The sequence below is a fragment of the Pseudomonas sp. PSPC2-3 genome (assembly GCF_049898265.1).
Classification (GTDB): domain Bacteria; phylum Pseudomonadota; class Gammaproteobacteria; order Pseudomonadales; family Pseudomonadaceae; genus Aquipseudomonas; species Aquipseudomonas veronii.
The window spans coordinates 143,850-166,216 of record NZ_JAFCXJ010000012.1 but is presented as its reverse complement, the minus strand read 5'-3'; the positions used below and the strand labels follow the sequence as shown (position 1 = coordinate 166,216).

General features: G+C 62.6%; 21 protein-coding genes. 6 read left to right on the top strand and 15 right to left on the bottom strand.

Annotation, left to right across the window (positions count from 1 at the left end):
• Positions 1-4: 4 nt before the first annotated feature.
• Both tsaE and ACP7E3_RS26545 read right to left on the bottom strand, forming a co-directional pair.
• Entirely contained in the window at positions 5-475 is a 471-nt protein-coding gene (gene tsaE / locus ACP7E3_RS26550) for a tRNA (adenosine(37)-N6)-threonylcarbamoyltransferase complex ATPase subunit type 1 TsaE (protein WP_046384907.1), read from the bottom strand.
• Complete coding sequence (locus ACP7E3_RS26545; protein WP_426124891.1) at positions 463-1,323, bottom strand: NAD(P)H-hydrate dehydratase; 861 nt, start codon at positions 1,321-1,323, stop codon at positions 463-465. The genes tsaE and ACP7E3_RS26545 overlap by 13 nt, the downstream gene beginning before the upstream one ends.
• A 63-nt stretch (positions 1,324-1,386) precedes the next feature.
• Here ACP7E3_RS26545 and queG point away from each other — a divergent pair, with 63 nt between their 5' ends.
• A complete protein-coding gene (queG, locus tag ACP7E3_RS26540; RefSeq protein ID WP_046490718.1) occupies positions 1,387-2,454 on the top strand; it encodes a tRNA epoxyqueuosine(34) reductase QueG in 1,068 nt (355 codons plus the stop codon).
• Here the strand turns inward: queG and ACP7E3_RS26535 are convergent.
• Together ACP7E3_RS26535 and orn are read right to left on the bottom strand one after the other, a co-directional pair.
• The gene (locus ACP7E3_RS26535; protein ID WP_169850564.1) at positions 2,448-3,065 is read right to left on the bottom strand and encodes a trimeric intracellular cation channel family protein; all 618 of its coding nucleotides are present in this window, start codon (positions 3,063-3,065) and stop codon (positions 2,448-2,450) included. The two genes, queG and ACP7E3_RS26535, sit on opposite strands and share 7 nt — an antisense overlap.
• Positions 3,066-3,154: 89 nt before the next feature.
• Positions 3,155-3,697, bottom strand: a complete 543-nt coding sequence (gene orn / locus ACP7E3_RS26530) for an oligoribonuclease (RefSeq protein ID WP_017849764.1) — start codon at positions 3,695-3,697, stop codon at positions 3,155-3,157.
• Between the two features lie 108 nt (positions 3,698-3,805).
• Here orn and rsgA point away from each other — a divergent pair, with 108 nt between their 5' ends.
• A complete protein-coding gene (gene rsgA / locus ACP7E3_RS26525; RefSeq protein ID WP_017849765.1) occupies positions 3,806-4,837 on the top strand; it encodes a small ribosomal subunit biogenesis GTPase RsgA in 1,032 nt (343 codons plus the stop codon).
• Between the two features lie 49 nt (positions 4,838-4,886).
• On the opposite strand, the gene motB is transcribed toward rsgA, so the two are convergent.
• Positions 4,887-5,897 carry a flagellar motor protein MotB gene (motB, locus tag ACP7E3_RS26520; RefSeq protein ID WP_046384910.1) on the bottom strand — a complete coding sequence of 337 codons (1,011 nt, stop codon included), beginning with the start codon at positions 5,895-5,897 and terminating at the stop codon, positions 4,887-4,889.
• Positions 5,898-5,900: 3 nt separating this feature from the next.
• Positions 5,901-6,752 carry a flagellar motor stator protein MotA gene (gene motA / locus ACP7E3_RS26515; protein WP_046384911.1) on the bottom strand — a complete coding sequence of 284 codons (852 nt, stop codon included), beginning with the start codon at positions 6,750-6,752 and terminating at the stop codon, positions 5,901-5,903.
• 166 nt (positions 6,753-6,918) lie between these two features.
• Between motA and ACP7E3_RS26510 the strand changes: the two genes are divergently transcribed.
• From ACP7E3_RS26510 to asd, 3 genes are read left to right on the top strand one after another with little or no spacing between them, the layout of a single operon-like run.
• Positions 6,919-8,454, top strand: coding sequence for an HDOD domain-containing protein (locus tag ACP7E3_RS26510; RefSeq protein WP_108526100.1), 1,536 nt, complete (start codon positions 6,919-6,921; stop codon positions 8,452-8,454).
• Between the two features lie 57 nt (positions 8,455-8,511).
• Positions 8,512-9,327, top strand: coding sequence for a thiosulfate sulfurtransferase (gene rhdA / locus ACP7E3_RS26505; RefSeq protein WP_017849769.1), 816 nt, complete (start codon positions 8,512-8,514; stop codon positions 9,325-9,327).
• A gap of 16 nt (positions 9,328-9,343) precedes the next feature.
• Positions 9,344-10,204: an archaetidylserine decarboxylase gene (asd, locus tag ACP7E3_RS26500; protein WP_017849770.1), complete on the top strand. Its 861-nt coding sequence runs from the start codon at positions 9,344-9,346 to the stop codon at positions 10,202-10,204.
• A 131-nt stretch (positions 10,205-10,335) separates the two neighbouring features.
• Here the strand turns inward: asd and serB are convergent, their stop codons facing one another.
• The gene (gene serB, locus ACP7E3_RS26495; RefSeq protein ID WP_017849771.1) at positions 10,336-11,550 is read right to left on the bottom strand and encodes a phosphoserine phosphatase SerB; all 1,215 of its coding nucleotides are present in this window, start codon (positions 11,548-11,550) and stop codon (positions 10,336-10,338) included.
• Between the two features lie 134 nt (positions 11,551-11,684).
• On the opposite strand from serB, the gene ACP7E3_RS26490 reads away from it, so the two are divergent.
• On the top strand, positions 11,685-13,214 hold the full coding sequence (locus tag ACP7E3_RS26490) for an AhpA/YtjB family protein (RefSeq protein WP_079442718.1): 1,530 nt from the start codon (positions 11,685-11,687) through the stop codon (positions 13,212-13,214).
• A 181-nt stretch (positions 13,215-13,395) separates the two neighbouring features.
• Here ACP7E3_RS26490 and ACP7E3_RS26485 read toward each other — a convergent pair whose 3' ends face one another.
• From ACP7E3_RS26485 to ACP7E3_RS26450, 8 genes are all read right to left on the bottom strand, one after another.
• The gene (locus tag ACP7E3_RS26485; RefSeq protein WP_261754559.1) at positions 13,396-14,106 is read right to left on the bottom strand and encodes a PqiC family protein; all 711 of its coding nucleotides are present in this window, start codon (positions 14,104-14,106) and stop codon (positions 13,396-13,398) included.
• A gap of 173 nt (positions 14,107-14,279) precedes the next feature.
• Positions 14,280-16,544 carry a DNA topoisomerase IV subunit A gene (gene parC / locus ACP7E3_RS26480; RefSeq protein ID WP_017849774.1) on the bottom strand — a complete coding sequence of 755 codons (2,265 nt, stop codon included), beginning with the start codon at positions 16,542-16,544 and terminating at the stop codon, positions 14,280-14,282.
• 73 nt (positions 16,545-16,617) lie between these two features.
• Positions 16,618-17,613, bottom strand: a complete 996-nt coding sequence (locus tag ACP7E3_RS26475) for an esterase-like activity of phytase family protein (RefSeq protein ID WP_108526096.1) — start codon at positions 17,611-17,613, stop codon at positions 16,618-16,620.
• Positions 17,613-19,517 (bottom strand): DNA topoisomerase IV subunit B, encoded by a 1,905-nt coding sequence (gene parE / locus ACP7E3_RS26470; protein WP_057003668.1) that lies wholly within the window; start codon positions 19,515-19,517, stop codon positions 17,613-17,615. The genes ACP7E3_RS26475 and parE overlap by 1 nt, the downstream gene beginning before the upstream one ends.
• A 54-nt stretch (positions 19,518-19,571) precedes the next feature.
• Positions 19,572-20,180, bottom strand: coding sequence for a YqiA/YcfP family alpha/beta fold hydrolase (locus tag ACP7E3_RS26465; protein ID WP_017849777.1), 609 nt, complete (start codon positions 20,178-20,180; stop codon positions 19,572-19,574).
• 82 nt (positions 20,181-20,262) lie between these two features.
• A complete protein-coding gene (cpdA, locus tag ACP7E3_RS26460; RefSeq protein ID WP_426124884.1) occupies positions 20,263-21,078 on the bottom strand; it encodes a 3',5'-cyclic-AMP phosphodiesterase in 816 nt (271 codons plus the stop codon).
• 98 nt (positions 21,079-21,176) lie between these two features.
• Positions 21,177-21,626: a DUF1249 domain-containing protein gene (locus tag ACP7E3_RS26455; protein WP_003209507.1), complete on the bottom strand. Its 450-nt coding sequence runs from the start codon at positions 21,624-21,626 to the stop codon at positions 21,177-21,179.
• On the bottom strand, positions 21,617-22,234 hold the full coding sequence (locus ACP7E3_RS26450; protein ID WP_426124882.1) for an NUDIX domain-containing protein: 618 nt from the start codon (positions 22,232-22,234) through the stop codon (positions 21,617-21,619). The genes ACP7E3_RS26455 and ACP7E3_RS26450 overlap by 10 nt, the downstream gene beginning before the upstream one ends.
• Between the last annotated feature and the right edge of the window lie 133 nt (positions 22,235-22,367).

Sequence of the window (22,367 nt, the reverse complement as noted above, 5' to 3'; positions counted from 1 at the left end):
CCAATTATTTGAATTCCAATGCCAGAGCAACGCACCACGACTCACCGCGCGCACCCTGGGGCAACAACTTCAGCCGACGTCCGTGCTCATGCGGCGTAATGGTAATGGTCAGGTCCGGCTTTGGCAAAAAGCCTGTGCCTTTATCTGGCCACTCGATCAGGCACAGCGCGTCATCCTCGAAATAATCCCGAATCCCCATGTACTCCAGCTCTTCGGGGTCCACCAGACGATAGAGATCAAAGTGGAAGGCCCTTGTCGCCCCGATCTCATAAGGCTCGACCAGCGTAAAGGTCGGACTTTTCACCGCCCCAGCATGGCCCAACCCGCGAATGATGCCCCGCGACAGCGTGGTCTTGCCCGCCCCCAGGTCGCCCTCGAGAAAGATCAGCCCCGCGCCGCCTGTCACCTGGGCAATCCGATGACCGAAGGCGACCATTGCCGCTTCATCCGCCAGGAAAAGGTTTACTTCAGACACGGCGACTGTTCCTCGAGCAATTGACGGATGGCAGGTATCAGGTCACTGGCCGCCAGGCCGCGGCCAAAGGTGCCCTGCCGGGCTCCGGCCGTGGCGTGCAGCCACACGGCCAGGCAGCCGGCTTCATAAGTGGGCATGCCCTGTGCCAGTAACGCGCCCACCAGGCCGGCCAACACGTCGCCGAGCCCTGCGGTCGCCATGGCCGGATGGCCTTGGTCACATCGCGCGACGCGACCGTCCGGGCAGGCGATCAGACTGCCCGCCCCCTTGAGAATAGCCACTGCATTGAATTTCTGGCTCAACGCGCGCGCCACGTTAAGACGATCCGCCTGAACCTCAGCTGTCGAAATACCCATCAAGCGCGCCGCTTCGCCCGGATGCGGGGTGATCACGCAGTTGGCGGGAAGGCTGACGCTGCCGGTCGCCAGCTGGTTCAAGGCATCGGCGTCCCAGACTTGCGGCTGCTTGGCGTTGGCGGCGACGGACAGCAGGCTCTTGCCCCAGGCGGCATGGCCCAGGCCCGGGCCAATGACGATAACCGAGATCTTTTCGAGCAAACCCATCAATTGGTTGGCCGAACTCACGCCGACGCTCATGACTTCCGGCAGGCGCGCCAGCGCGGCGGGCACATGTTCAAGGCGAGTCGCCAGGGACACCATGCCCGCCCCGCTGCGCAGCGCACTTTCGGCACTGAGCAACGCAGCGCCGCCAAAGCCTCGGTCGCCGCCGATGACCAGCAGATGACCGAAACGGCCTTTATGGGCGTCCAGGGAACGCGCAGCCAGTTGCGGCAAATTGCCGGGCAACAGGGGCTGAACGTCGGTTATTGCGTGTTTTGTCTGCGGCATGCGTCTTCAAGCTCCGATGTCTGGCAGAATTATACTCATCTAACCTGTGGTTTCCCGTGTCTCATGCCTGCTATTACTTCCGATCTGCCCGCGCTCGCCCAATCGATCAAAGACTGGGGCCGCGAGCTGGGCTTTCAACAAGTCGGCATCAGCGGCCTGGACCTGGCCGAGCATGAACAGCACCTGCAACGCTGGCTCGACGCGGGCTACCACGGCGAGATGGAATACATGGGCGCCCACGGCAGCAAACGCTCGCACCCCGACGAGTTGGTGCCGGGCACCTTGCGCGTGGTCTCACTGCGCATGGATTACCTGCCCGGCGACACGCACATGGCGCAACGGTTGGCCCAACCGGAAAAAGCCTACATCTCCCGTTACGCCCTGGGCCGCGACTACCACAAACTGATCCGCAAGCGCGTGCAGCAACTGGCCGAACGCATCCAGGCACAAATCGGCCCCTTCGGCTTTCGCGCCTTTGTCGACAGCGCGCCGGTGCTGGAGAAAGCCATCGCCGAGAAAGCCGGGCTGGGCTGGATCGGCAAAAACACCCTGGTCCTCAATCGCAAGGCCGGCAGCTACTTCTTCCTCAGCGAGTTGTTTGTCGACTTGCCGCTGCCGGTCGATCCGCCCCACGCCACCGAGCACTGCGGCCGCTGTACCGCCTGTCTGGATATCTGCCCGACCAACGCGTTCGTCGGGCCCTACGTGCTGGACGCGCGGCGCTGCATTTCCTATCTGACCATCGAACTCAAGAGCGCGATCCCTGAAGACTTGCGCCCGCTGATCGGCAATCGGGTTTTCGGTTGCGATGACTGTCAGATCGTTTGCCCATGGAATCGTTTCGCCCGCACCACCGCCGAAAGCGATTTCAAGCCACGGCACAACCTGGATAACGCACAACTGGCCGAACTGTTCATGTGGGACGAGGAAAAATTCCTCAGCAGCACCGAAGGCTCGCCCCTACGCCGCGCAGGTTACGAGCGCTGGCTGCGCAACCTGGCGGTAGGCCTGGGCAATGCGCCATCGAGCATTCCGGTGCTGGAAGCCTTGAAGGCGCGCCGGGACTACCCGTCGGAGCTGGTGCGCGAACATGTGGAATGGGCGCTGAAGCAGCACGCCGAGCGTCAGTGAACGTCGTCGTTGTAGATGAACTTGGGCATTTCCCAGTGAAAACGGATCGCCAGCAGGCGCAGGAGAAAGCCGCTGAACAGGGTGAGCATAATCGCCTGCTCGCCCGGCAATTGCAGGTAAAGGCACAGCAAGTAGAACCAAGCGGCGAGGAATGACACGCTGGCGTACAGCTCACGGCGAAAGATCAGCGGGATGTCGTTGCAGAAAATATCCCGCAGGATCCCACCGAACACCCCGGTGATCACGCCGCTGACCGACGCCACCAACATACCGTGACCCATTTCCAGGGCGGTCATGCAGCCGATCAGGGTAAAGGCGACCAACCCCACGGCATCCAGCGCCAGAAACAGCGAGCGCAGGCGGCGCATCAGCGGCGCGATAAAGATCGTCACCAGCGCGGCGACGGAGGTCAGCACCAGGTATTCCGGGTGCTTGACCCAGGTCAGCGGGTAATGCCCGAGCAGCACATCGCGCACCGAACCGCCACCCAACGCCGTCACGCAGGCGATCAGCACCACGCCAAACCAATCCATGCCGCGCCGACCGGCAGACAAGGCGCCAGTCATAGCTTCGGCGGTGATGGCGACGAGGTAGAGCATCAGCAGCATGATGGCGATCCTTACAAAGAGGCGCGCAGTCTAATCATTTGCTGACGGCACCAAAAGAGGGCGCTTGGCGAAAGACCGAGGCGCCCCCAGCATCAAGCCTTGATGAAGTGCTTGCGGTAGTGCTGCAACTCGGCGATCGACTCACGAATGTCATCCAGCGCCAAATGAGTGCTGCCTTTATGGAAGCTGTCTTTGACTTCCGGCGCCCAGCGCGCGGCCAGTTCCTTGAGCGTGGACACATCCAGGTTGCGGTAGTGGAAGTAGCTTTCCAGCGCCTTCATGTGGTTATAAAGAAAGCGGCGGTCCTGGCAGATGCTGTTACCGCAGATCGGCGACTTGCCCTTGGGCACCCACTTTTCCAGGAAGGCGATGGTTTCGGCTTCGGCTTCGGCCATGCTGACACGGCTGTCGCGCACGCGCTGGGTCAGGCCGGAGTTGCCGTGGGTGCGGGTGTTCCACTCGTCCATGGTGGCGAGGACGGCGTCGCTGTGGTGGATGGCGATCACCGGACCTTCGGCCAAGGTGTTGAGGTTGCTGTCGGTGACAATGGTCGCCATCTCGATGATGACGTCGGTGTCGGGGTTCAGACCGGTCATTTCCAGATCGATCCAAATCAGATTCTGTGGGTTTTGCATGGCTTGATTCTCTTGGCACCTTGGCGTAGCTGCGCAGTTTAGCAGGCGGGGCCGTGCTAGACTCGCGACCGTTTCACCCAACCTTTGCATTATCGACACGGAACACCAATGGCCAAACGCCAGCTCAACCGTCGCCAAAACTGGCGCATCGAAAAGATTCAGGGCGAACGCGCCGCACGCGCCGCCAAACGTGAATCCTCCGCCGTGGAAGCGCTCGAGGGCGGCGACCTGGGCCCCGAACAAACGGGCCTGGTGATCGCGCACTTTGGTGTGCAGGTCGAGGTCGAGGCGCTCGAAGGCGAACTCGCCGGCCAGGTCTTCCGCTGCCACCTGCGCGCCAACCTGCCGGCGCTGGTGACCGGCGACCGAGTGGTGTGGCGTGCCGGCAACCAAGGCATCGGCGTGATCGTCGCGCAACTGCCCCGCACCACCGAACTGCGCCGTCCCGACAGCCGCGGCCAGTTGAAGCCGGTGGCGGCCAACGTCGACATGATCGTCATCGTCTTCGCACCGCTGCCCGAGCCTCATGCCAACCTGATCGACCGTTACCTGGTCGCCGCCGAGCATGCCGGCATTCGCCCGCTGTTGCTGCTGAACAAGTTCGACCTGATCGACGAACAGAACGCCCCGGCGCTCAACGCGTTGCTGGCGGTCTACCGCACCCTGGGTTACCCGGTGCTGGAAGTGTCGGCCCATCACGGCAATGGCATGGAACAGCTGCAACACCAGTTGGACGGGCGCATCAGCGTGTTCGTCGGCCAGTCTGGCGTGGGCAAGTCCTCGCTGGTCAACAGCCTGCTGCCGGAAGTCGACACCCGTGTCGGCCCGCTGTCGGAGCTGTCCGGCCAGGGCACCCATACCACCACCACCGCGCGGTTGTTCCACTTCCCCGGCGGCGGTGAGCTGATCGACTCCCCGGGCATTCGTGAATTCGGCCTCGGCCATGTCAGCCGCAGCGACGTGGAAGCCGGTTTCATCGAGTTCAACGACCTGATCGGCACCTGCCGCTTCCGCGACTGCAAACACGACCGCGAACCCGGTTGTGCCCTGCTCAAGGCGTTGGAAGATGGCCGCGTGCAGCAGCAACGGATGAACAGCTATCGGTCGATTATTGCGAGTTTGCCCGAGAGCAGTTACTAAACAGCACATACGACAAGGCCGCGTTTATCGCGGCCTTGTCGTATACAGCTTACGATCCCGTACCCGGCACCGTAGGGTCTTTCATCCCGCCACCTTCGAACAGATTCAGCTTCTGCCGCAGCTCATGCGCCGGCAACGGCTCCTGCCCCGGCGGGATCGCGTTCGGGTCGGCCGGTGCACCGCCCTGCGTGCCCGTATCTGGGGGCGGTGGCGGCTGATCACCTTCAATCGCGCGCTGGGCCTTTTTGGTCAGCACGACGATATCGATCCGACGGTTGATCGGGTTGAACGGGTCCTTCGGATCAAACAGCTGCGACGAGGCGAAACCCACCACCCGCGCCACCTGCGAGTCCGGGTAGCTGCCGGCCACCAGCGCACGTCGGGCGGCGTTGGCGCGGTTGGCCGAAAGCTCCCAGTTGCCGAAGTCGCCCTGCCCCGAATACGGCTTGGCATCGGTGTGGCCGCTGATGCTGATCTTGTTCGGCACCGCCTTGATGGTGTCGGCCATGGCCAGCAGGATGTCTTCAAAGTACGGCTTCAACCGCGCACTGCCAGAGTCGAACATCGGCCGGTTGGCGGCGTCGGTGATCTGGATGCGCAAGCCATCCGGCGTGATCTCGAAGGAAATCTGATCCTTGAATTTCAGCAACTGCGGGTTTTCTTCGACCTTGGTCTGCAATTCCTTCAGCAACAATTCGAGGCGTTCCTGCTCGACCTGTTCGGCCAGGCTCTCGACGGTGTCGCGCTCGATCGGAATTTTTTCCTGCGGCGCCTCGGTCTTGACCTCAGGGTTGATGGTGCGCTCCGGCGCCAACTGCGGCGAACCGCCCAGGTCGATCACGAAGGGTGTGCCGCTTTCCGAGAAGCCGATCGGGTCTTTGAAGTAACCGGCGATGGCGATCTTCTGCTCGGGGGTCGCGGTGGACATCAGCCACAGCACCAGGAAGAACGCCATCATCGCCGTTGCAAAGTCGGCGAAGGCGATTTTCCAGGCGCCACCATGGTGCCCCGCAGCGAAGCGCTTGACGCGCTTGATGATTATCGGCTGGTTGTTTTCCATGGCTTAGCGACCGCGAACCGCTTGTTCCAACTCGGCAAAGCTCGGGCGATGTTTCGGGTACAGCACCTTGCGACCGAATTCCACCGCCAGCGAAGGCGGCATGCCGGAGGCCGAAGCCACCAGGCTGGCCTTGATCGCTTCATACAGATTGACTTCTTCCTTGGCATCGTGGGCCAGGGAGGTGGCGAGCGGACCGAAGAAACCGTAGGCCGCGAGAATACCGAAGAACGTACCCACCAGCGCCGCACCTACGTGCATGCCGATGGCCGCCTGGTCGCCCTCGCCGAGGGAGGCCATGGTCACCACGATACCGAGTACCGCCGCAACGATACCGAAGCCGGGCATGCCGTCGGCAATACCGGTGACGGCGTGGGACGGGTGCTCCAGCTCTTCCTTGAGGCTGAACAGTTCCATGTCGAACAGGCCTTCCAGCTCGTGGGGGGCCATGTTGCCGGAGGACATGATGCGCAGGTAATCGCAGATGTAGGCGGTCATGCGCTCGTCTTTGAGCACTGCCGGGTATTTGGCGAAAATCGGGCTCGCTGCAGCGTCTTCGATGTCCGCTTCGATGGCCATCATGCCTTCACGGCGACTCTTGTTGAGGATCTCATAAACCAGGCCCAGCACTTCCATGTAGAAGGTGTGGGAGAAGCGCGAGCTGAACATGCCCAGCGACTTCTTGATCACGTGCATGGTCATGTAGCCGGGGTTGGCCTGCAAGAATGCGCCGAATGCCGCGCCGCCAATAATCATCACTTCGAAGGGCTGGATCAACGCAGCAATCTTGCCGTGAGACAGGACATAGCCACCGAGCACACTTGCAAGGACGACGATGATGCCGATTATTTTAGCCATAGGGGTTTTGTACTTGCGCCGTCGGGTTCATGGACATATTTGGGGTAACTGAAAAACTCTTGTTCTACTTATCGGCAAAACTGCGCCAGACTATAGGCCGTCAAGGCGAAAAGCCAGTTCGGCCCGTTCAGGGCGTGTTGAAGTAAGTGATGATCGCGCCCCAATCATGGCCAATGAAAAGACAGCCCCATCTGTAAGACCCATCTCTCTCGCCGCTTGGATCAAGTGCCTGGACGAAGTCCGGTTGCCCGTTCCCCAGGCCAGCCACGAGCGCGTGTGCAAAGCCATCCGCGATAGCCGCAGTTCTTTGCGAGATATTGCCGAGCTGATGCAGAACAGCCCGTCGCTGGTACTCAGCGTAATGCGCGAGGCCAACAGCCACACCCATGGCAGCATGGCGGAACCGGCAGAAAACCTTGAGGTGGCGCTTAACCGTCTCGGCCTCAAACGCGCCGAGGACCTGCTGGAACGACTGCCGTCGGTGCCGATGAATGAAATCCCCGTCGCCTTTCGCCAACTGGTGCTGGTCAGCCGCCACGCGTCGCAGCAAGCCAGCGGCTTGTTCGCCAGCCGCCTGGCGCGGTTGTGGCAAGACATTCATTGGGGCAGCCTGCTGTTCCTGGCGCCGTTGTGGCCAATGGCGGTGGCCTACCCCAAGCTCCTGGAAGAATGGGAACTGCGGGTGATCCACAAAGGCCAATCGGCGCGTCAGGTCGAACAGGAATTGTTCGGCGTGCGCCTGCTCGACCTGTGCCTTGGCCTGACCGAAACCTGGCACCTCCCGATCTGGGTATCCCAGGGCTATCACCTGCTGCTGACCGAGCAACGCTTGCTGGTCAAGGCATTGCGCATCGCCCGGGAAGACGACCCACTGCGCCAGCAACAACTGCTGGATGCCGAACCCAGTTTGCGGCGCTGGCTGAACCAGCCGGCCAATACGGTGTTGCTGGCCAACGGCCTGGCGATGTCGGCCCAGGAATCCTGGACCTGCCCGCATACCGAGCGCTGGCAATACCTCACCGCGCTGTACCTGCAACAGCCGTTGAGCGAGGTGCAGCAACAGGTTCACCAGCAAGCGGTGATCAGCGCTCGCGCAACCCTGATGCCCGACCTCTGGCACCCGGCGCTGTCGCTGATCTGGCCGTGGAATGTACAGAAAATCCATCGCGGCCTGCTGCCCGCACCGCCGCCGACCGCCGAGGCCCTGGCCGTCTGGCGCAGCCGTTGCACCGAACTGCTGGTGGAGCCAAGCCGCTTCGCCAACGCCATGCACCTGACCACCTGCGCCAAGGAAGCCCTGGAGGCCAGCGGCATGCAGCGCGTCTTGCTGTTCATGGCCGATCGCGCCCTGAGCACCCTGCGCGTCCACCAGGCCGCCGGCCTGCCGAAGGACGCCGCCAACTTGAGCCTCGACGTGGTCAACAGCACGCTGCTGCAACGCATGCTGGAAAAATCCGCCCAGGTGCGCCTCATGCCCGACAATCACGCGCAATTTGCCGCCCTGTTGCCGCCGATCCTGCGTCGCCTGTTCAACGGTGAACACCTGCTGTTGCGCTCACTGAGCTGCAACGGCCGGGTGGTCATGCTGATGATCGCCGACCAGGGCGGCGGGCCGTTCTCGGAAACCACCGTGCAGGCCTTCGGCAAAACCGCTCAATGCATCGAGAAAGCCCTGCACAGCTTTACCAACCGCACCGGCTGATGCTTGCGCTACAATCGCCCTCTTTTATCGCCAACATTTGTGCCCAGGAGACCTCACATGCCTGACTTCTCTGGCTTGCCGCTGGTGATCGAACCCAGCGACCTGCTTGGCCGCCTTGATGCCGACCAACTGATTCTGGTGGACCTCACCAGCGCCGCCCGCTACGCCGAAGGGCATATCCCCGGCGCGCATTTCGTTGACCCCAAGCGCACCCAACTGGGCCAGCCGCCAGCCCCCGGCCTGTTGCCGAACAAGGCAGACCTGGAAAAACTGTTCGGAGAGCTGGGCCACACCCCGGACGCGACCTACGTGGTCTACGACGACGAAGGCGGTGGCTGGGCCGGACGTTTCATCTGGCTGCTCGACGTGATCGGCCACACGAAATACCACTACCTCGACGGCGGCCTGCTGGCGTGGCTGGCAGACCCGCTCCCGCTGTCCACCGAGGTGCCGGCCCCGGCTGGCGGGCCTGTCAGCCTCACCCTGCATGACGGCCCCACCGCGACCCGCGAATACCTGCAAAGCCGTCTCGGCGCCGCCGACCTGGGCATCTGGGACGCACGCGGCCCGCTGGAATATTCCGGCGAAAAGGTCCTGGCAGCCAAGGGCGGTCACATCCCCGGCGCCGTGAACTTCGAGTGGACTGCCGGCATGGACAAGGCGCGCAACCTGCGCATCCGCCGCGACATGCCGCAGATCCTCGAAAACCTCGGGCTGACCCGCGACAAAGAAATCATCACCCACTGCCAGACTCATCACCGCTCTGGCTTCACCTACCTGGTGGCCAAGGCGCTCGGTTATCCGCGAGTCAAAGGTTATGCCGGTTCCTGGGGCGAATGGGGCAACCACCCCGACACCCCCGTCGAGATTTAAGGTTTAAGGACAGTTAATGAAAAAGCAGTTGTTCATCCTCAGCCAGTACTTGCTGCCGCACCACTTGCTGTCGCGCCTGGCCGGCTGCATTGCCGAGTGCCGCGTGCGCTGGTTCAAGAACGCCTTCACCGCCTGGTTCGCCAAGCGCTATCAAGTGGACATGTCCCAGGCCCTGGTTGAAGACCTGAGCGCCTACGAACACTTCAACGCGTTCTTCACCCGCGCCCTGAAAGACGGCGCGCGCCCACTCGATCAAACCCCGGGCGCCGTGCTGAGCCCAGCCGATGGCGCAGTCAGCCAGCTCGGCCCGATCGAGCATGGTCGCGTGTTCCAGGCCAAGGGCCACAGCTTCAGCGTGCTGGAATTGCTGGGCGGCGATGCGGCCATGGCTGCACCGTTCATGGGCGGCGATTTCGCCACCATTTACCTGTCGCCGAAAGACTACCACCGGGTGCATATGCCACTGGCGGGCACCTTGCGCGAGATGGTCTACGTGCCAGGGCGGATTTTCTCGGTCAACCAGACCACCGCCGAAAACGTGCCGGAGCTGTTTGCGCGTAACGAGCGGGTTGTCTGCCTGTTCGACACCGAACGCGGCCCGATGGCCGTGGTGTTGGTGGGCGCGATGATTGTGGCGTCGATCGAAACCGTGTGGGCCGGCCTGGTCACGCCGCCCAAGCGCGAGCTGAAAACCTTCCGCTACGACGAAGCCGCGCGTGCGCCGATTCACCTGGAGAAAGGCGCAGAGCTGGGTCGCTTCAAGCTGGGTTCGACCGCGATCGTGCTGTTCGGGCCGGATCAGGTGCAGTGGGCAGAAACACTGGTGGCGGGTTCGCCAGTGCAGATGGGCCAGGGTATCGCACTGCCGAAAGCCTGATCCGAAACCTGCAAAGATCCAATGTGGGAGGGGGCTTGCCCCCGATAGCGGTGGGTCAGTCACTTATTTGTAGCTGAGCCACTGCCATCGGGGGCAAGCCCCCTCCCACATTTTTAAGCGCATTGTTTCAGTTAGAGCTGCCCGTCGCGGTCGCGAAAGCCCAGCAAATACAACACACCGTCCAACCCAAGGGTCGAAATCGCCTGCTTGGCCGATTGCTTGACCAGCGGCTTGGCGCGGAACGCCACGCCCAACCCGGCAATCGCCAGCATCGGCAAGTCATTCGCACCGTCGCCGACCGCAATGGTCTGTTCCAGACGCAAACCTTCCTTGTGGGCCAATTCCCGCAGCAAGTCGGCCTTGCGCTGCGCGTCGACGATCGGCTCCACGGCCACGCCGGTCACCTTGCCATCCACCACTTCCAGCTCGTTGGCGAACACATAGTCGATGCCCAGCTTGGCCTGCAATTGCTTGGCGAAGTAGCTGAAGCCGCCGGACAGGATCGCAGTCTTGTAGCCCAGGCGCTTGAGTTCGGCGAACAGGGTTTCGGCGCCTTCGGTCAGGCGCAGGGAGGCACCGATCGAATCCAGCACGCTGACATCCAGGCCCTTGAGCAACGCCAGGCGCTCCTTGAAGCTGGCGCGGAAATCCAGCTCGCCGGCCATGGCGCGCTCGGTGATCGCGGAGACTTGCTCACCCACACCGGCAGCCTTGGCCAGTTCGTCGATGACTTCGGCTTCGATCAGCGTGGAGTCCATGTCGAACACCGCCAGGCGGCGGTTGCGGCGGAACAGCGAATCTTCCTGGAAGGCGATATCGACATTCAGCTCCTGCGCCACGCTCAGGAAGTCGGCACGCAAGGCTTGGGGATCGGCCGGTTCGCCGCGCACGGAAAACTCGATGCAGCCCTTGCCCTGGTCATCTGGCGTGTCCAATGGCATGCGGCCCGACAGACGGTCGATATGGTCGATATTCAAGCCATATTGCGCGGTGATCGAGCTGACGCGCTGCAACTGCTCGGCCGTCACCTTGCGGGTCAGCAAGGTCACGATATGGCGTTTTTTGCCCTGGCCGGACACCCAATGCCGGTAATCCTCTTCGGACACCGGGGTGAAACGCACCTGCTGATCCAGCTTGTACGCGGTAAACAGGATGTCCTTGAGGACAGACGACGCCTGCTCGGTGCTGGGGATTTCCACCAGAATCCCGAAGGACAGGGTGTCGTGGATCACCGCCTGGCCGATGTCGAGAATGTTCACACCACCCTGGGCCAGAACACCGGTAATGGCGGCGGTCAGACCTGGCCGGTCTTCCCCCGTGATGTTAATCAGGACAATTTCGCGCAAAGCGCACCCCCAGGCTGGAAAAAAACCGCATTCTACCCACTTTCAGTGACCATCGGGCACAGCCAGCGCTTTGCCGGTCTTGGGCCTGTCGCTATACTGCGCGTCAACTTCACGGACTAAAGAGCCGAGCTCAAGTGAACCGGCCCACGCCAGTAAAAACCGACAACTTCTTCCTGCTGATCTTCCGGGCACTGCGCCACCGCCGTGTACCGATCGCATTACGCATCGCCAGCCATAACGTGATCCTGGTCGCCCTGGCCCTGGTGATCTACGCCTGCGTGATGGGTTTGCAGTTCAAACAGGCCATGCACGAACAAGCCGATGCCCTGGGCGAGAGCTTGACCACCCAGACCGCCACCTCGGCGACCGAGCTGCTGGTGTCCAACGACATCCTCAGCCTCAACGTGCTGCTCAACAACCTGACCAAGAACCCGCTGGTGGCCCACGCCGCCATCTACAGCGTGGACAACCGGATCATGGCCGAAGCCGGGCAACGCCCGAAAAACGGCCTGCTGGGTGAGGCCGAAGGCCTGTACCAGAGCAATATCACGTTTCAGGATGTGAAAGCCGGCCAATTGCGCATCAGCCTGGACATGCAGCAATTCCAGCAGCCGATGACCATCAGCCTGCAAAGCATGGGCATCCTCAGCGCGATCCTGCTGGCGCTGGCCCTGGCCTTGAGCCTGCGCCTGGGGCGGCATATCTCCACGCCGTTGATGCAACTGCGCATCTGGCTGCGGGATATCGACGAGCACACCCCGGCCACCGATCGTCAGGACGAGATCGGCGACCTTGCGCGCCAGCTTCACGCCAGCTTCGCCCCGGAACCGGTGGTACACGAGGTTGAACCCGAGCCCGAGTTCGACGACAGCGATTACGACGAACCTGCCTTTGAAGTGCGCAACCTGCGTGACCCGGGCTTTGACGAAAGCGCGCCGGTCGCGGGCCTGAAGCCTGCGCCACGCCATGTAATCAAGGCCGAAGAAGACGAACTGGACGACGAAGACCCGTTCGCCGACCTGCGCGACACCTCAGCCAGCAGCCCGGCCATCGCGCCGAAGCCCGTGCCCGCAAAGAACGCCGAACCCCAACACAGTGCGGTCCTGGCCGTGCAACTGGGTGCCCAGGACCAACTGCGCCGCCTGCCCCGCGCCCGCCTGACGGAATTGCTGGAACGCTACCGCGACTGCCTCGACCAGGCCGCCTCGCTCTACCAGAGCGAGCTGCACACCCTGAACGATGGCAGCACACTGATGCTGTTCCACAGCGAAGACAGCGGCGAAGACTACCTGACCAACGCCATCTGCTGCGGCGAACTGCTGCGCGCCCTGGGCCATGAGTTGCAGATCGAAGTGGCCGACAGCGGCATCACGCTGCAACTGCAACTGGGCCTGACCGTTGGCGACGACCTGTTCGGCATGAGCCAGATCGACCTGCTGCTGACCGAAATCGCCCAGGACGCCTTGGCCCTGTCCCAACACAGCCGCAACCTGCTGCTGGTGGAGCGCAAGATCAGCGAAGACACGCTGATCCGCCAACGCGCGCGCATCCGTCCGATTGCCAGCCCCGAGGGCGCCAGTTGCGTAGAGCGCTTGATGGAGCCGTATCCGTCGATGCTGGAGCGGCAATTGGCGCGGATGCACGAGTCCCGTGCCAAGCCCTGACTGACATGTGAGAGGGGGCTTGCCCCCGATGACGGCGCGTCAGTCAAAACGGCGGCAACTGACACATCGCTATCGGGGGCAAGCCCCCTCCCACATTTGGACGCCACAAGCCTCAAGTAAATCGCGCACAAACAAAAAGGCCCGCTGAATAAGCGGGCCTTTTGAGTTGGAGCCACTCAGATCAGAACCTGAACACTTCCATATCCGTGCGGATCGGCGTAGCCATCGGCATTTTCGGTTTCCCCGGAGCCGCCGGTTTGGCCTGTACCGGCGCTTGCTTGCGCGGCGCCTCGGCGACTGGTGGCTGGTTGGCCAATGGCTTGAGGGCCACCGACAACTGCTGCGCCAGATGCTGCAACAGCACGCCCTGGGCCTGGACCTGGGACGCCGTGGTGCCGGCATGCTCTTCCTGCAGATGCACGATGCGGCTATCACGCACCTGGCCGCGGCGGTCGATCAAGCGCCATTGCGCATCGAGGATCGCCGGTTGCGAGGTGCCGGAGTCGAGTCGGGTAATGGTCAGCAACACCTGCACATCCGGGGAAAAACCGGCGGGCGCAGGCGCCAGGACCACACGCTGACTGTCCAACTGACCCGCCACCTGGCGCAACATCAGTTGATTGATGTCGGACGACAAACTGCCCGCCCAACGACCATCGGTGGAACCTTGCAGGCTGCCGTCGTTCTGACGTTGCAGCAATGTTTCGCGTTGCAGGTAGTCAGCGACGACGACCGGGCCCAGCAAGACGGCCATGCCGGCGGTTTGAGCTGGCTGAGCGGGACTTCCGCTGTCCAGCTGGTACAGCGACACCGGCTGGTGCGTGCTGCAACCCGCCAACCCCAGAAGGCCAGCGAGCATAAAAATAAAAGGAAGGCGTGGAGCAGTCATCATCCCATCCAGGCGGCTGCCACAAGGCAAACCACAATGTAATACTAAAAATAACCTAAACACGCTCGGCCACGCCGGCGCTGGAAAGGCCATATCATCCGTGAATATGCGCCATGACTCCAGCGCGAAAGCGTCGATCTACGCGTTAAATCGTAGATCAAGAGCTCTAATCCGCGCTAAACCGGCGTTTCCACCAGTAAAGCATCCACGCGCTGGAAGCCACGAGGCAGTTTATTACCGCGTCGGCCACGCTCGCCCTTGTAGTGCTCAAGGTCGTCAGGGCGCAGCGACAACGTGCGCTTGCCGGCCTGGAGCACCAGGGTAGAGCCTTCCGGGATCACTGCGATGTCTGTCACGTACTCTTCGCGACTGGCCACCCGCTCGCCGGGAATACCAATGATCTTGTTGCCTTTGCCTTTGCCCAACTGCGGCAGGTCGCTGATCTTGAACACCAGCAAACGCCCTTCCGTGGTCACCGACGCCAGCCAATTACCCTCGCGATCGTCCACCGGCCGCGGCAGGATCACCTTGGCGTTATTCGGCAGGCTCAACAGTGCTTTACCGGCTTTGTTCTTGGCCTGCAGGTCTTCACCCTTGACCACAAAGCCGTAACCCGCGTCGGAGGCGATCACATACAGCGAGTCGTCGTCCGGCAGCAGCACGCATTCGAAACTCGCCCCCGGTGGCGGCGTCAGGCGCCCGGTCAACGGCTCGCCCTGCCCGCGCGCAGACGGCAAGGTGTGGGCCGGCACCGAGTAACTGCGCCCGGTGGAGTCGATAAACACCGCAAACTGGTTGGACCGCCCGGCGGCGGCGGTCTTGAAGCCGTCGCCAGCCTTGTACGACAAGCCAGTCGCATCGATATCATGCCCCTTGGCGGAACGGACCCAACCCTTTTCCGACAGAACGACAGTAATTTTCTCGTTTGGCAGCAGCTCGGTTTCTGTCAGCGCTTTCGCTTCGGCGCGCTCAACGATCGGCGAACGGCGGTCGTCGCCATAGGTCTCGGCGTCTTTGATCAGCTCGCTGCGCACCAGCTTCTTGAGCTTGGTTTCGCTGCCCAGCAGGGCTTGCAGCTTGGCTTGCTCCTTGAGCAACGCGTCCTGTTCGTCGCGCAGCTTCATTTCTTCCAGTCGCGCCAACTGACGCAAGCGGGTGTCGAGGATGTAGTCGGCCTGGATCTCGCTCAGCTCGAAACGCGCGATCAGCTCGGCTTTCGGGTGCTCGGCGGTACGGATGATGTGGATCACTTCATCCAGGTTGAGGTAGGCAATCAGCAAGCCGTCCAACAGGTGCAGGCGGCGCTCGACCTTGTCCAGGCGGAACTGCAGGCGACGACGCACGGTCTGGACGCGGAACTCCAGCCACTCCACCAGCAGATTGCGCAGGTTCTTCAGCTGCGGCTTGCCGTCCAGGCCGATGATGTTGATGTTGACCCGGTAGCTGGACTCCAAGTCGGTGCTGGCGAACAGATGCTGCATCAGCACTTCATGGTCGACCCGGCTGTTGGTCGGAATAATCACGATGCGGCACGGGTTTTCGTGGTCGGACTCGTCGCGCAGGTCAGCGACCTGCGGCAATTTCGACGGTTTGGCCTGCATCAGCGCGGCGATCTGTTCCAGCACCTTGGCGCCGGACACCTGATGCGGCAACGCGGTGACGATGATGTCGCCGTCTTCGACGTGGTACACGGCGCGCATACGCACCGAGCCCTTGCCGGTTTCGTACATTTTCAGCAGGTCGGCACGCGGCGTGATGATTTCCGCTTCGGTCGGGTAATCCGGGCCCTGGATGTGCTCGCAGAGCTGCTCGACCGTGGCTTTGGGTTCATCGAGCAAGCGCACGCAGGCCGTGGCGACTTCCCGCAGGTTGTGCGGCGGTACGTCGGTGGCCATGCCGACGGCGATGCCGGTGGTGCCATTGAGCAGGATGTTCGGCAAACGTGCCGGCAACACCAGGGGCTCGTCGAGGGTGCCGTCGAAGTTCGGGCCCCAGTTCGCGGTGCCCTGGCCCAGTTCGCTGAGCAGCACTTCCGAATAACGCGACAGGCGCGCCTCGGTGTAACGCATGGCCGCGAAAGACTTGGGATCATCCGGCGCACCCCAGTTCCCCTGGCCATCTACCAGCGTGTAGCGGTAGCTGAACGGCTGGGCCATCAGCACCATGGCTTCATAGCAGGCCGAGTCGCCGTGGGGGTGGAACTTACCGAGCACGTCACCGACGGTACGCGCCGACTTCTTGTGCTTGGAATCTGCGTCCAGGCCCAACTCACTCATGGCGTAGATGATGCGCCGTTGTACGGGCTTCAGGCCGTCGCCGATATGCGGCAAGGCACGATCCATGATCACGTACATGGAGTAGTTGAGGTAGGCATTTTCGGTGAAGTCAGCCAGCGACCGGCGTTCTACGCCGTCTAAGCTGTCTGCGAGGATGTCACTCATGCGGGCCTCATCATTGTTTGGTAAGGCGCAGCGGAAATGCCGCGGCGCCGGGTCAATTCAAAACAGGGGTGGCTCATGGCTGGGCGCTCCAGCCACCGGCGGGGGCGGCGAAACGATAGACCACCGGGCGTTTTTCGCCATCGGCGCGGGCGCCGAAATTATTGTCGATGCCCAACCAGGCACCGTCTGCGTCCAGCACCAGGGCTTCGGCCAGGCCATAAGGCTGGGCGTAGCGCCGTTCGGGCGTCAGGGTCTCGTCGGCGAACGACCAGCACAGCTCGACCTTGGCCGTGACCGCATCGCGCCGACAAATCTGGAACGCATTGCGCTCCAGGGTAAACAACTTACCGTTGAACAGCGCCAGGTCGGAAAAGTCCTTGGACACCGCCTTGGCACTGGGAAACTGTGCCGGCTGCACTTCCTGGCCGGCCTCGCTCAACAGCACGCACGCGCCCGCGCAATCCCACACGCTTTGCTGGCGCTTGATGGAAATCAGCCCGCGCCGTTCACGCTCCGCCGCCAGCCAGATCTGATTGCCCTCGGGGTTCACCGCGAGGCCTTCGAACAACGCATTGAAATGCAGCAACATGCCGCTGGCGCGGGCCTCACGCACCATGCCGGGGGCGATCTTCAACCACTCGGGCGCACCGCTCGCCGGCACTTTCAGCACCGCCGCATGGGCTTCGCTGACCACGTAGCGGTTACCCGCGGCATCGCAGCCGATGCCTTCAAAATCCAGGTCGCCACCGCGAATCAGCGACGCCGCCTTGGTGCGCGAACGCAGCCCCCAGGGCAGGCCGGAGTCAGGCACGGGCGGCACGTCGAGCTTGACCGTTTCGGCCTGCCAGGTCGGCGCGCTGATATCCAGGCGGTAGATCTGGTCGTCGTCGCGGTCGGAAACCGTCCACAACGCGTTGCCACACAAAGCCAGGCCCGACAGGTTACCGCCGCGCATGCCGTCCACCGGGTGTTCGGACACCAGCTTGAGCTCAGCCACGGGCGCGGCGACCGCCTGGGTGGCCGCCAACCCGCTCAACATCAGGATCGCCAGGGCGAAACCTGTACGCATCAGCCCAGGACCTCGGCGAGGTTGCCCTTGGACTCCAGCCAGGACTTGCGGTCCGGCGCGCGTTTCTTCGCCAGCAGCATGTCCATCATTTCCGAGGTGGCAGCGAAGTCGTCCAGGGTCAACTGCACCAGGCGCCGCGTGTTCGGGTCCATGGTGGTTTCGCGCAGTTGCGGCGGGTTCATCTCACCCAGGCCTTTGAATCGCGTGACCTGCGGCTTGCCGCGTTTCTTCTCGGCGATCAGGCGGTCGAGGATGCCATCGCGCTCGCCTTCGTCGAGGGCGTAGAAAATCTCCTTGCCCAGGTCGATACGGTACAGCGGCGGCATCGCGACGTAGACGTGACCGGCGTCCACCAACGGGCGGAAGTGCTGCACGAACAGCGCGCACAGCAAGGTGGCGATGTGCAGACCGTCGGAGTCGGCGTCGGCGAGGATGCAGATCTTGCCGTAGCGCAACTGGCTCATGTCCGCCGCGCCGGGGTCGACGCCGATGGCCACGGCGATGTTGTGCACTTCCTGGCTGGCCAGGACTTCGCTGCCGTCGACTTCCCAGGTGTTGAGGATCTTGCCGCGCAACGGCAGGATCGCCTGGAATTCCTTGTCCCGCGCTTGCTTGGCGGAACCGCCAGCGGAGTCACCTTCCACCAGGAACAGCTCGGAGCGCATCGGGTCCTGCCCGGCGCAATCGGCCAGCTTGCCCGGCAGTGCCGGGCCCGCCGTGATGCGTTTGCGCTCGACCTTCTTGCTGGCCTTGAGGCGACGGCCGGCGTTGTTGATCGCCAGTTCCGCCAGGGCCAGGCCCAATTCCGGGTGCTCGTTGAGCCACAGGCTGAACGCATCCTTGACCACACCGGAGACAAACGCCGCCGCCTCGCGGGATGACAAACGTTCTTTGGTCTGGCCGGAGAATTGCGGCTCCTGCATTTTCATCGACAGCACGAACGCGATGCGCTCCCACACGTCTTCCGGCGCCAGCTTCACGCCGCGCGGCAGCAGGCTGCGGTATTCGCAGAACTCGCGCATGGCGTCGAGCAGGCCCTGGCGCAAGCCGTTGACGTGGGTGCCGCCCTGGGCGGTGGGGATCAGGTTGACGTAGCTTTCCTGCACGCTGTCGCCGCCTTCGGGAAGCCACAGCAGCGCCCAGTCGACGGCTTCTTTGTTCCCGGCCAGGCTGCCGCAGAACGGCTCGTTGGGCAGGCGTTCGAAATCGCTGACGGCGTCTTCCAGGTAGGAGCGCAGGCCGTCTTCGTAGTGCCACTCGACCTTTTCGCCGCTGCCTTTGTCTTCAAAGGTGACCAGCAGGCCCGGGCACAACACGGCCTTGGCCTTGAGCACATGCTTGAGGCGGCTGATGGAGAATTTCGGCGAATCGAAGTATTTCGGGTCCGGGGCGAAGTACACGCTGGTGCCGGTGTTGCGCTTGCCAACGGTGCCGATCACCTGCAGGTCGGTGGCTTTGTAGCCATCGGCGAAGGTCATCTCGTATTCGTTGCCGTCGCGCTTGACCCGCACCCGCACCAACGTCGACAGGGCGTTGACCACGGAAATACCGACACCGTGCAAGCCGCCGGAGAACTGGTAGTTCTTGTTGGAGAACTTGCCGCCGGCGTGCAGCTTGGTGAGGATCAACTCGACGCCCGACACCCCCTCTTCCGGGTGAATGTCCACCGGCATGCCGCGACCGTCGTCGGACACTTCCAGGGAGTGGTCAGCGTGGAGAATGACATGCACCGACTTGGCGTGCCCGGCCAAGGCTTCGTCGACGCTGTTGTCGATGACTTCCTGGGCAAGGTGGTTCGGCCGACTGGTGTCGGTGTACATGCCGGGGCGTTTGCGCACCGGGTCGAGGCCCGAGAGGACTTCGATGGCGTCGGCGTTATAAGAGCTAGCGCTGGGAGTGGCCATGGGGTCTCGTCGTGAGTCGTTCGATTAAAAAGTGACCTGCGGTTTCCAAGGCAATTACAGTGCCGAGAAATCGAAGGATTGATACTGATCCGCGCCAATGCCGGCAAAGCTCAACAACGCCGGCAACTGCCGGGCAAACCCCTGGTAACCGTGGTCGCCACCGGCCTGGATGCGCAAGGCACAGGCCCGGTAATACTGCTGGGCGAGGCGATAATCCAGGGTTTCGTCCCCGGTCTGCAACCACACCTGATAACGCGCGGCATCCTGGGGCGCCGGGACTTCCAGCTCGGCCAGCGCCGTGACGTGATCGTGGGTCAGTTCCCAGGTTTCATCGGTATAGAGGTTCTTCTGGGTGCCCAGGTAACCGTCGAACATCCGATGGGGGCTGACCGCCGGGTTGACCAGCAGCGCCTTGAGGCCATGGCGCTCGGCAAGACAGGTTGCATAGTAGCCGCCGAGCGAGCTGCCGACCAGCAGCGGCCGCCCCAGTTCTGCGATGGCCGCCTCCAATTGAGGAATCGCCTGGCGAGGGTGGTGATGCAGGGCCGGCACGCGCAGTTGGTCGGCCAGGCCGAGGGTGTCCATCACGCGGATCAACTGGCTGGCCTTGTTCGACGCAGGCGCGCTGTTGAAACCGTGGATATACAGGATCGAAGCGGACATGCCGGGCTCTCCGTGCTTGCGCCAAAAAAGGCGCAGTTTACAGGGATCGGAGTGGTGAGTCCCCTGTCTTCCCCTCCCACCTTCAGTAGCCGTTGCTGGCGTAATCCACGGTAAAGGCAAAGCCTTTGACCCGTTCCACCCCGGTCTCCAACCGCCCGTCGGCATGCAGACGCAGCCAGCGATAGCCCGGCGCCTCGGTGCTGACGTTGAAGTCCTCGCTGCCCGGCGTGAACTGGATGCAGGTGGACGGCGACGCCAGCAGACGCACGCCGTTGCGCTCGCGGTCGATCTCCTGGTGTACATGCCCCCAGAGCAAGGCCCGGACCTGAGGGAAACGGTCCAGCACGGCAAACAGTGCCTCGGGGTTGCGCAGGCCGATGGGTTCCATCCACGCACAGCCGATGGGCACCGGATGATGGTGGAAACACACCAGATGATGGCGGTGCGGCGCTTCGCTCAAGGCTTGGGCCAGCAGTTGCAGCTGGCTGTCCTGCAGATAACCCGGCACCGAACCGGGTACGGCGGAGTCGAGCAGGGTAATGCGCCAATTGCCGATGTCGACCACCGGTTCCAGCAGGTCGCTGTGCAGGGCGGCGTGGGCCATGATCTGCGGCTCATCGTGGTTGCCGGGAATCCAGCGCGCCGGCACGCCAAAGGGTGCGGTCATCTCCCGGAAGTGCTGATAGGACGCCAGCGTACCGTCCTGGGACAAGTCCCCCGTGGCCAGCAGCAAGTCGATCCGGGGCTGCTGCTCGCGCACCAGGCCGATCACCCGTTGCAAGCTCTCGCGGGTGCTCATGCCCACCAGCGTGGCGTCGGCCTCGGCAAACAGATGGCTGTCGGACAGTTGCACCAGCACTGCCGGTGCATCGGGGGTCACGGTGGGTACGCGGGGCAAGGTGCTCTCCCAAGGCAATCACAGGAATGGACGTATGGCGCGATTATGCTGGGGCAGGACACAAAGAGGAAACCCAGGGAAGCAGATGCAGTTCACATCTACCGCACGACTTCGAACTCGTGGCCCAGGGCCAGGCAGTGACTCAACCATTCACCGAGGAACACATTGAGCTGTGCTTTCTCATCGGGCTGGTGCATGAACACATTGGGGTAAGGATAGATGCTGCGAAAGCGTCGCGCATGTTCGGCGCTGATGACTTCGGCCATTCGCGCATCGTGGTACACCTGCACTTCCAGTTGCGGCACCGGCAGCCATGGCAGGCTGTGCTCCTGGCGCACGCGCAGGGTGGTGGTGTACGGGCAATTGACGATGACTTCCAGGGTCAGCACGCCGAGCATCTGGTCGCCATGGGTCACGGCGATGCGCCGTGCCTCGGGCGTGTGGCGCATGTCCGGCAGCAGGCGCATCAGCCGCGCATAGTTGGCCTCGCAGGCGGCTTGCAGCCCGATCAGGTCAACCCGGTATCGTTCCCGTGCCTTTACTGCCATAACCCCCTCACTTCCGCGCGATTGAGCGCTAGCCATTGCAAGGCAATAATGCTGGGCGCATTGGATATCCGACCATCACGCACCGCTTGCAAGGCATCTTCGAAAGCCCAGGTGCTGACGCGGATATCTTCTGCCTCTTCTTCCAGTCCATGAACGCCACCGGCGCCCGAGCTGTCGCAACGGCCCAGGTACAAGTGGACGAATTCGGTACTGCCGCCGGGCGAAGGGAAATATTGGGTGATCGGCCACAGTGCGGAGAATGTCAGTCCAGCTTCCTCCTCGGCTTCGCGGTGTGCAACCTCCTCCGGTTGTTCGTCCTTGTCGATCAGGCCGGCGACCATTTCCACCAGCCACGGGTTGGCGGCACGGCCCATGGCGCCGACGCGAAACTGCTCGATCAGCACCACTTCATCGCGCTGCGGGTCGTAGGGCAGCACGCACACGGCGTCATGCCGCACGAAGACCTCGCGGTTGATCACCCGGCTCATGCCGCCGTCGAATTTTTCGTGGCGCAGTTGCACGCGATCGAGCTTGTAGAAACCCTGATAGGCATTGTCGCGCTGAACAATCTCGATCGTGCTCGGCGTCGATTTCTCGATGTCCGTCATATCCTTCCTCGTTATGCCCGTGCAATTGGCGCCATCCTAACGCGCTCCTGCCCGTTGGCGCAGCCCCTTTACGGTTGCCGGGATAGACGGCGGGCGTCAAACTCACTCTAATGAGCTTAGTGGCGAACTGACT